Consider the following 8,612-nt stretch of genomic DNA (forward strand, 5'->3'; position numbering starts at 1 on the left):
GCCGGCGGCGACCAGCGGACGCGGATCCGCGCCGGCGGCAATCAGCAGGGTGTCGAAATCCACTGCGGCGCCATCGGGAAGCAGCACCTGCCGGCGGTCCACATCAATGCCGGTGGCCCGCCGGCCCAAAAGGGCCTTGATCTTCAATTCGTCGTAAAAGCGCTCCGAACGGATGGGCAGCTTGCCGTGGGGCTGGGAGCCTCCAGCACATGGCTGATCATGGGGCGGCTGTAAGGGGGAAAGGTTTCATCGCCGATGATGGTGAGCTCGGCCGATTCGTCGAGCACCCGAATGGCCTCGGCCGCGCACACACCGGCAATGCCATTGCCGATAATTACGTGTTTCATCGCATGACTCCCGCATTTGCCCTGCCAGCATGGTGGAGGGGCTCGGCAAAGGTGGATCTGTCACCGGCGGAAGGCGGCCCAGGTGAACGCCACACACCGGTGTGGATTCGGCATCCATCGTCATGGTGCCGTGGGTCGGGAAAAGAGAGAATCGATTTTGACGGATTCGTAAAAAGCCCGATATCGGCGTTACGCGTATCCCTCGTCACTGCGGAGTACGATCAGTACGCCTCATTCCTCGTGATTCGCAAGCCTTGATCTCGGGCTTTTTACAAATCCGTCGGAAACGCGACTTTTTACGAGTCCATCGATTTTTGCGGATACTATCGGGTGAAATGCACGCTCGTCAAGCGCGAAATGCGGTGAAATCAGGAAGAAGGATTGGGGTGGGAAAGCGCCCCCCGGGCACAGTACCGGCCCGGGATAACACCCGCTGGGGGATCAGGCGGGTGTCCTGTATTTGTCGATGACCGCTTTCAAGCGGTCCGGCTTGATGGGTTTGGCGATGTAATCACTCATCCCCGCCGCGAGACAGCGTTCACGGTCACCCTGCATGGCATGGGCCGTCACGGCGACGATCGGAATCTGCGCATCGAGCACGCCGGCCTGGCCGGCGCGGATCTGCCGGGTGGCTTCGTAGCCGTCCATTTCCGGCATCTGGACGTCCATCAATACCAAATCATATGGCCTGGCAGCCAGCCGTTCCAAGGCAATTTTACCATTGCCGGCCGTGTCGGCGGTAAGTCCGAAGCGCTTCAGCAAGGCCAGCGTCAACTTCTGGTTGATCAGATTGTCTTCGACCAAAAGAATGCGCACTCTTTGCTTCCTTTCCCCAACAGGCAGTCTCGCCATCTTTGCTATCGGCATGTTTGCCCGATAGCTTGAATGGACAATGCCCAGCCACGCCAACCCGCCTGCCGGTCCACCCGAAGCCCCTGTCGAAACGAAGCGCACGGTTATTTTTTGCCGGCCGTCTCTGCGGGGTTGCGCTCCATTGGGGCAGTCCGACCCCAAGCGACCGATAGCGGGCAAGCGCCAACATCATCGATAAGCCGAATTAAAAATAAAATATATATTTTTCAATACTTTACATTCAGGCGAAATGGCCTTATGATAAAATTTAAAATTGTTGGGAGGTCTTTTTCAATATCTTTTTCGCGGATAAGGAGGCAATCATGGCCGGACAAATTTTCTATCGTCAACGACAAAAAATAAAAGACGGCGCCAAAACCCCGCGTTTCAGGATCGCCGCCATCAACGGCGTGGACCTCAAGGTCTATGCCCAGCATTTGCGTATGCACGAGTTGCAGCAGCTTGCCGATGCGGTCGGGGCCAAGCTGGTTGAGCTGACCGGGGGCGGGCATAAGGGATCCCACCAGGCAGGCCATTAAAGGTCGTCATTCAACGAAAGGATAAACCATGCCACTGGTCAGGGACAAGGATGGCAAGCGTCTGCACGTCAAAAGCCGGCTCATGGGGGAAAGCCTGGTGAGCAGGGAATTTATCGACAACCTCGATGTGGCCCCCCAGGAGCGGCTCTATCCGGATGTGGCCGCGGTGAAAATCGGCGGCCAGTCCATTTGCGATCGGGGGGCCCAGGCCCTGCCGGCCATTCTCAAGGAGATCGTCCAGGTGCGCCGGCAGCACAAACTGGTGATCACCACCGGCGGCGGCACCCGTAGCCGCCATATCTACACCATCGGTCTGGAAATGGGCATGCCCACCGGTATCATCGCCAAATTCGGCAGCATGATTTCCGAGCAGAACGCCCTGATGGTGGCAACATTGCTTTCCCCCTGGGGTGGCATCAAGATGTCCCATTCCGACATCGTCAAACTGCCCACCTACTTTGCCGAGGGCATCATTCCGGTCATGCATGGCATGCCGCCGTACGATTACTTCGCCATCAAACCCAAAACCGGCCGCATCCCCATCCACCGCACCGATGTGGGCCTGGTGATCCTGGCCGACCTGATCGGTTCGCGAACCGTCCTGTTCATCAAGGATGAAGACGGTCTTTACACGGCCGACCCCAAGAAAGACCCCGATGCCACGTTCATTCCCGAAATTGGTGCCCGGGATCTCATGGAACGTGACCTGGACGATCTGGTCATCGAGCGGCCGTGCCTGGAAATCATTCAGAACAGCGAAGTGATCGACCGGGTGCAGATCATCAACGGCATGGTTCCCGGTAACATCACCCGGGCCATGAACGGCGAGCACGTGGGAACCTTTATCTACCGCCAGTAAACGAAACACCGCTCCGCAAGGGCCGGACCGGCCGGGGGGCTCCCGCCAGGCTGGCCCGGCCTTTTTTAGCAACGCCTTTTTTATCGGGCAGGGCCGCTGATCGGTCGATTCCGGTTAAAATAACGAAAAGCAACACGTTCCGTTACATTTTTTTGAAAAACCGATCAACCCGCCGCCGGCTGACCTCCTAAAAACGACCAAAACCGACCCATACAAACAAGAATAATAGTATGACACCAGGGCCACCGCATTTGGATTTCATCCTTGCTGTTGGTGTGATCAGAAACCCGGTGCTTGGGATCAATCAATGCCAACTGTCAATTGAAGGTTGTCATCCGAAAGTGTGTCAATCTTGTGATCTTGGTTCCCCTATGATAGATTTCGATTCAAACGGATTCCTTGGCCAAACCATTCAGGCAAAACCGATGCCCCCACCACCGTCAACGCCGACCACCACCATGCCGCCTTGCTATTCCAGCGAGGAGGCACGCACCGTCCTGGATTCTCTTTCCGCGCACATCGCCATCGTTGACGAGAACGGAACCATTCTGGACACCAACCGCGCCTGGCGCCAGTTTGCCGTAAGAAACGGCATGCCCGAGAATTATGACGGCATCGGCGAAAACTACCTGGCCATCTGCGAAGCCGCCGACGGGGATGACGGCGAAAACGCGCGCCGGGTGGCTGATGGCATCCGCAATGTGATCCATGGCCAGGTGAACGAATTTCTCTTCGATTACCCCTGCCATGGACCGGACGCTCCCCACTGGTACTATATGCGTGTCATCCGCATGTCCGGCGGGGGACCGGTTCGCGTGGTGGCCAGTCACGAGGAGATCACCGCCCTGAAGCTCACCGAGGAAGCTGCGGGAAAGCGAGGCCCAGCTGACCCGTCGGAAAGTTGAGCTGGAGGAGGCCAATATCGCCCTGAAAGTCCTGCTCAAACAACGTGAGGAAGACAAATCCGATCTGGAGCAGAAGGTCATCACGAACGTCAAGGAAATGATCCTGCCCTACGTGGAGAAACTCAAGCGGGCCCAGTTGAAACCCAGGGACCGAACCCTGGTGGAAATCATCGATGCCCACTTGCAGGACATCATCTCCCCGATGATGCAGAAGCTGGCCAACGCCAGCATCATCCTCACGCCCCAGGAGATCCAGGTGGCCACCCTGGTCAAGGACGGCAAGGCCAGCAAGGAAATCGCCGATATTTTGAATGTTTCCGAAACCACCATTCACTTTCATCGCAAAAACCTGCGCCGAAAGTTCGGTTTGAGCAACAGCCAAACCAATCTGCGGAGTTACCTGATCTCCATATCCTGACCAAACGGAAATCGCCCATGTCGGATTTGATTAAAATCGGAATCAGTGCCTGTCTGTTGGGGGAAAAGGTGCGCTACGACGGCGGCCACAAGCATGACCGCTACATCACCGACACCCTCGGACGCTACTTTGCGTTTGTGCCCGTTTGCCCGGAAACCGAATGTGGCTTGGGGGTTCCGCGTGAGGCCATGCGACTCGAAGGCGATCCGGCGCATCCGCGCCTGGTCACGAACAAAACGCATGTGGATCACACCGCCCGGATGACGACTTGGGTGAACGAGCGGATCAAAGCCCTGGCCGCGGAAGATCTTTGCGGGTTCATCTTCAAGAAAGGCTCGCCCAGCAGCGGACTTTACCGCGTGAAAGTCTACAATGATCAGGGGTATCCGTCCAACAGCGGCCGCGGCCTGTTTGCCGCGGCCTTCACCCGTTGGTTTCCGCGCATCCCCGTGGAAGAAGAAGGACGTCTGCACGATCCGGAACTGCGGGAGAACTTCATCGAGCGGATATTTGCCCTGAAACGCTGGCGCAGCTTCCTTGACAGGCAACCCACGGTCGGAAAATTGGTCGATTTCCACACCCGTGAAAAGCTGCTGCTCATGGCCCACAGCCCGAAGCATTACCGCAGCATGGGCAAACGGGTCGCCGAGAGTAAAACGATGCTACCGGAATCCCTCCACGCCGCCTATGAGACGCTCCTTATGGAAGCCCTTTCCAAAAAGGCCACCCGCGCCAAGCAAACCAACGCCCTCATGCATGTCCTGGGGTATTTCAAAAAACAGATTTCCGCCGACGAAAAGCAGGAAGTTCTCGAACTGATTGAGAACTACCGGCAGAAAAACGTGCCGTTGATCGTGCCGGTGACCTTGATCAACCATTTCGTGCGCAAATACCAACAATCCTATCTGGCCGCGCAAACCTACCTGAACCCCCATCCGTTGACCTGCGACTCCGCAACCACTGCTGAGGGCGCCGGCGGCCCCATTTCCATGGGCATCTAAAGTCTGACCGGCTTCAGCGCGGCAAAACAATGGTAAAACGGCTGCCCTCCCCCGGTTCGCTATGCACCGAAATGGTTCCGTGATGCTTCTGGATGATCTTGCGGGTCACGTAGAGTCCGATGCCGGTCCCGCCGCGTCCCTTGGTGGAGTAGAACAAATCGAAGATGGAGTCGACTTTCTTGGGGTTCATGCCGCCGCCGGTGTCGGCAATGGTGAAAACGATGTTCTCCGGCGCCACTTTTAGTGAGAAGTCGATGCGGTGGTCGGGGATCGTGGCGCTGGCGATACAGGCTTCCACGGCGTTGTCGATGATATTGTACAGCGCCGTGCGCATCAGATCGGCATCCATTTCCATCTCCACCGAATGGTCGGGCAGAACCGGCTGGAACTGGATATTGGCGCCGCGCACCTTCATCTCCACGTTGGCGATCACATCCCCGGTAAACGATACGACGTCGACCGTCGCCAGGTTGAGCGCCCGCTCCTTGGCGTAATAGAGAATGTCGGTGATCAGCTTGCGGATGCGCTCGACCATGAGCTTGCCCGCGTCCAGCCCTTCCTCGATGCGCCCCGGCCGGTCGCGGTAAAACCCCGAATCGATCAAATACATGCTGGCATCCAGACCGGTGAGGCATCCCTTCATGTCGTGGGAGAGGGTGCTGACCATCAGTCCCAGGTTGGCCAGGTTGGCCTGCAACTCGCGAATCTGGGTCACGTCGGCGAAGATCGCCAGCACCTGCACGAGTTTTCCGGAAACGGTTTTGATGGGGGCGGTCCAGGCCATCATGTTGACCTTCACGCCCTCGTTGTTGGTCAGCACCATTTCTCCCTGATGCGCCTCGCCGGAGCGCACGGTTTTCGTGATGGGATCCCGATAGGCCGGAAAAATGCCCGGCCGGAAGACATCGAAGAACAGACGGCCGGTGCATTCGCCGAAATTTTCCCGGAAACGCCGATTGATGGCGTTGATGCGGAAGCGCCGGTCCAGAACGACGATGCTCGAGGGCACGGCGTTGAACAGCTGTTCGTAGCGCTGCTGGGTATGGCGGCTCTCCTCGGCCAGGCGTTCAATCTCGCGGGTACCGGCGAAGATTTCGATGACCAGCTCGATGTTGCCGTCGTTGTCGTAGATCGGCGCCGTGTGCACGTTCACCGGGACTTCCGCCCCGCTGACATAACGCACCAGGGCCCGGGTATTCAAAACGCTCTCTTTTCTCAGGGTACGGCCCACGGGGCAGGCGTTGGGGGTACCGCGGCGCCCGACGTAGATTCCCCAGCTGCCCTGGTTGAGCCGGTTGCCAGGTAACGCAGGTAGATGCTGTTGGCGGCCAGCACCGTGCAGTCCCGATTGTGGATGGAGACAAAATAGGGCAGCTGGTTGAAATAGCGCATGCCCCCCTGGGCGCTGCGCGCCACCTGGCCGATGAAGATCGACATCTTCTCGACGATCTGGCGCACGGCCAGGAAGCGCTCGGTATCGACGATTTCGCGCATGCTGCCGCGGGCGCGCGACTCCAGGTTCTCGGAAATGGAACGGATGCGCCGTTGCAGGCGCACGGTCTGCTCCATGCGCTGCAAGGTCACTTCCAGCACCACCGGCGCGACGGGCAGGGAGAGGAACTCGTCCGCCCGTCCCCGGTATTCGGAAATGATCGTCTCGACCCGGTCCAGGGTGGCGACCAGGATCTGGACGGTGGTATCGCGCAGCCGGATGCTGTCCACCAGTTCCGATGCGCCGTGGGTCGCCGTGTTGACGATCACCCACGGCGGGCGCAGGCTCTCGAATTCACGCAGGCCGTCCACGCCGCTACGCGCCGAAACGACACGATACCCCAAGGCCTCCAGGGACGGTGCCAGCGTCTCCCCATAGGGCGCCTGATCAACGACCAGGATCGGTTTCTTAAGCATGATTCAGAAAATACATCATAGGGTTTCATAAGGATGGAATCCCTTGGGATTTCCATCGGTCAGGGCGCCTTTGGCGTGGTGAAAGGCCGGGCTGTCGTAGATTTTTTGCAACAACTGCGTCTTGAACGGCTCGGACGCCAGGTGCGCGATACCCACAACCCGCTCGGAAATACTCAGCCCACGCGGATCAAAGGCGCCGTTTTCCGTGACAATGACGACCGGATCGGCGGCGATCGCCGTGGTGGTGATGCCTTCCGGACACATGTCCACGATCTTGGAAATGCCTTTTGCGGTCATCGATTTCAAGGCGATGATCGGCACCCCACCTGGCGACAGGTTGGCCCCGCGCAAAAATCGCACTGGCCGCCCACACCGCTGTAAATCTCCCAGGCCTTCATGGAGTCGGCCCAGATGTTGCCGTGCAAATCCACGCCGATGGCGCTGTTGATGGCCACCATGTGGGGTTGGGCGGCAATGGTGAGAATGCTGTTGGTATAGTCCGACGGCCGACTCTGCACGGCCGAGTTGTAATCCAGCCAATCGTAGCCGGACTGGCTGCCGGCCAGGAACAGCGTGGAAATGCTGAACTTGTTGCGTTCACGGGTATAACGGTTGGTCACCACCCCGGTGTCCACCAGACGGCGCATGGCATCGCCAAACAGCTCGGTGTGGATCCCCAGATCCTTGACCCCCTTGTCCAGGATGGCATCGGTAACCGCCTCGGGAACCTTGCCAATGCCATATTGAATGGTGCAGCGATCCTCGACGAACAGGCCGGCGATGATGCGGCCGATGCGCCGTTCCGCCTCGTCGGGGGGATCGATCGGCCGTGCCGGCAAGGGGTAGTCGGTGTCCAGCAAATAGTCGATCCAGGCTTCCGGCACGGTATCGCCCAGCACAAAGGGCATTTTGGCGTTACGCTCGGCAAGCACCCGGCCGCCGTTGGCCCGGGCCGTTTCCACGGCGTCCATGACCCCCTCGACGGTGGTCCCCAGGCTGTAGTTGCCGCCGTTGTCCGGCCCGGCCACGCTGATCATGGCCACGGTGGGCTTCAAGTACCCGCGCACCTGTGTGGAAATGTTGCTCAGGTGCATGAGCTGGTATTTGGCCCATCCCCGGTTGACGGCTTCGCGGGTGTGGCGGCTGTTGAAGATGACCCGATGGGTGATCCGGCGGCAGGTCTCCCGGGAAAAAAGCGCGTCCACATCCCCCTGGTACAGCGCACCGATCAGCTCGATGTCCTGGATGCTCGTGTCGGCGCAATTGGCGAAAGAGCACCTGGGGCGCGGCGGCAGTGCCCGACGCGTAGATCCGGGTACCCGGCGGCAGCAGGCTGCGGTTGACGATATCCTCGACGCGCTGGACGATTTTCATGGCAAGACAAGCCTCCACTTCCTGGATGGGCACGGATCTAACACGGTCTAATCTAAAATGTCAGCGCCTTCTTTTTAATCCGAAGCCCTTTGCAGCACAATGAAAAAGTATTGTTGCAGGGCCGATCCGAGTCTGAAAGGATGGGCAATGGCAGGTAAAACGAACGGAATGGGGGAACAGCGGAGAGCAAAAGGAAGCCACGATGGGAAAAAAGGCGTGAAAGGCGGCAACCGGCGCCGCCCTTCACGCCCTGGACCCGTTTCGGCTGAATAACCGGCCGGAGTCGATAAATCAGCGGTTGGCCTTGCGGTATCCCAGCTGATCCTGTCCAATGATGGACTTGCAGATGTTGGCCGAGCCTTCCACCATGTAGTAGGTGGGAGCATCCCGGTAAATGCGCGCGATCGGG

At 58.6% G+C, this 8,612-nt stretch carries 10 protein-coding genes and 1 pseudogene; 6 read left to right on the forward strand and 5 right to left on the reverse strand.

Annotated elements, in window-relative coordinates; all coding sequences use genetic code 11:
- Positions 1-143: 143 nt before the first annotated feature.
- Entirely contained in the window at positions 144-347 is a 204-nt protein-coding gene (locus JCM12296_RS30250; RefSeq protein WP_054700820.1) for an FAD-dependent oxidoreductase, read from the reverse strand.
- A gap of 441 nt (positions 348-788) precedes the next feature.
- A complete protein-coding gene (locus JCM12296_RS30255; RefSeq protein ID WP_054700824.1) occupies positions 789-1,163 on the reverse strand; it encodes a response regulator in 375 nt (124 codons plus the stop codon).
- Between the two features lie 359 nt (positions 1,164-1,522).
- Here JCM12296_RS30255 and JCM12296_RS30260 point away from each other — a divergent pair, with 359 nt between their 5' ends.
- The 5 genes from JCM12296_RS30260 (at position 1,523) to JCM12296_RS30275 (ending at position 4,921) form a co-directional block, all read left to right on the forward strand.
- Entirely contained in the window at positions 1,523-1,738 is a 216-nt protein-coding gene (locus JCM12296_RS30260) for a hypothetical protein (RefSeq protein WP_054700827.1), read from the forward strand.
- 28 nt (positions 1,739-1,766) lie between these two features.
- A complete protein-coding gene (locus JCM12296_RS30265; protein ID WP_054700830.1) occupies positions 1,767-2,597 on the forward strand; it encodes an amino acid kinase family protein in 831 nt (276 codons plus the stop codon).
- Between the two features lie 425 nt (positions 2,598-3,022).
- A complete protein-coding gene (locus tag JCM12296_RS46270; protein WP_246805137.1) occupies positions 3,023-3,502 on the forward strand; it encodes a PAS domain-containing protein in 480 nt (159 codons plus the stop codon).
- Between the two features lie 97 nt (positions 3,503-3,599).
- Positions 3,600-3,920, forward strand: a complete 321-nt coding sequence (locus JCM12296_RS46275) for a response regulator transcription factor (RefSeq protein WP_246805140.1) — start codon at positions 3,600-3,602, stop codon at positions 3,918-3,920.
- A 17-nt stretch (positions 3,921-3,937) separates the two neighbouring features.
- Positions 3,938-4,921: a YbgA family protein gene (locus JCM12296_RS30275; RefSeq protein WP_157068025.1), complete on the forward strand. Its 984-nt coding sequence runs from the start codon at positions 3,938-3,940 to the stop codon at positions 4,919-4,921.
- Positions 4,922-4,934: 13 nt separating this feature from the next.
- Here the strand turns inward: JCM12296_RS30275 and JCM12296_RS30280 are convergent, their stop codons facing one another.
- The 3 genes and pseudogenes from JCM12296_RS30280 to JCM12296_RS30290 all read right to left on the reverse strand — a co-directional run bounded on the left by JCM12296_RS30280 (position 4,935) and on the right by JCM12296_RS30290 (position 7,923).
- Complete coding sequence (locus tag JCM12296_RS30280; protein WP_054700833.1) at positions 4,935-6,122, reverse strand: sensor histidine kinase; 1,188 nt, start codon at positions 6,120-6,122, stop codon at positions 4,935-4,937.
- A 14-nt stretch (positions 6,123-6,136) separates the two neighbouring features.
- A complete protein-coding gene (locus JCM12296_RS39185; RefSeq protein WP_054700836.1) occupies positions 6,137-6,829 on the reverse strand; it encodes a DNA-binding transcriptional response regulator in 693 nt (230 codons plus the stop codon).
- Between the two features lie 15 nt (positions 6,830-6,844).
- A pseudogene (locus JCM12296_RS30290) lies at positions 6,845-7,923 on the reverse strand (acetyl-CoA hydrolase/transferase family protein).
- A gap of 169 nt (positions 7,924-8,092) precedes the next feature.
- Between JCM12296_RS30290 and JCM12296_RS42770 the strand changes: the two are divergent.
- A complete protein-coding gene (locus JCM12296_RS42770) occupies positions 8,093-8,254 on the forward strand; it encodes a hypothetical protein (RefSeq protein WP_218188363.1) in 162 nt (53 codons plus the stop codon).
- Positions 8,255-8,612 lie beyond the last annotated feature (358 nt).

Source organism: Desulfosarcina cetonica JCM 12296, from assembly GCF_001311845.1.
Lineage (GTDB): Bacteria > Desulfobacterota > Desulfobacteria > Desulfobacterales > Desulfosarcinaceae > Desulfosarcina > Desulfosarcina cetonica.

Coding starts and splice junctions, on each gene's coding strand:
- JCM12296_RS30260 (WP_054700827.1), top strand. CDS start 1,523: ATGGCCGGACAAATTTTCTATCGTCAACGACAAAAAATAAAAGACGGC.
- JCM12296_RS30265 (WP_054700830.1), top strand. CDS start 1,767: ATGCCACTGGTCAGGGACAAGGATGGCAAGCGTCTGCACGTCAAAAGC.
- JCM12296_RS30275 (WP_157068025.1), top strand. CDS start 3,938: ATGTCGGATTTGATTAAAATCGGAATCAGTGCCTGTCTGTTGGGGGAA.
- JCM12296_RS39185 (WP_054700836.1), bottom strand. CDS start 6,829: ATGCTTAAGAAACCGATCCTGGTCGTTGATCAGGCGCCCTATGGGGAG.
- JCM12296_RS46275 (WP_246805140.1), top strand. CDS start 3,600: ATGATCCTGCCCTACGTGGAGAAACTCAAGCGGGCCCAGTTGAAACCC.
- JCM12296_RS30250 (WP_054700820.1), bottom strand. CDS start 347: ATGAAACACGTAATTATCGGCAATGGCATTGCCGGTGTGTGCGCGGCC.
- JCM12296_RS46270 (WP_246805137.1), top strand. CDS start 3,023: ATGCCCCCACCACCGTCAACGCCGACCACCACCATGCCGCCTTGCTAT.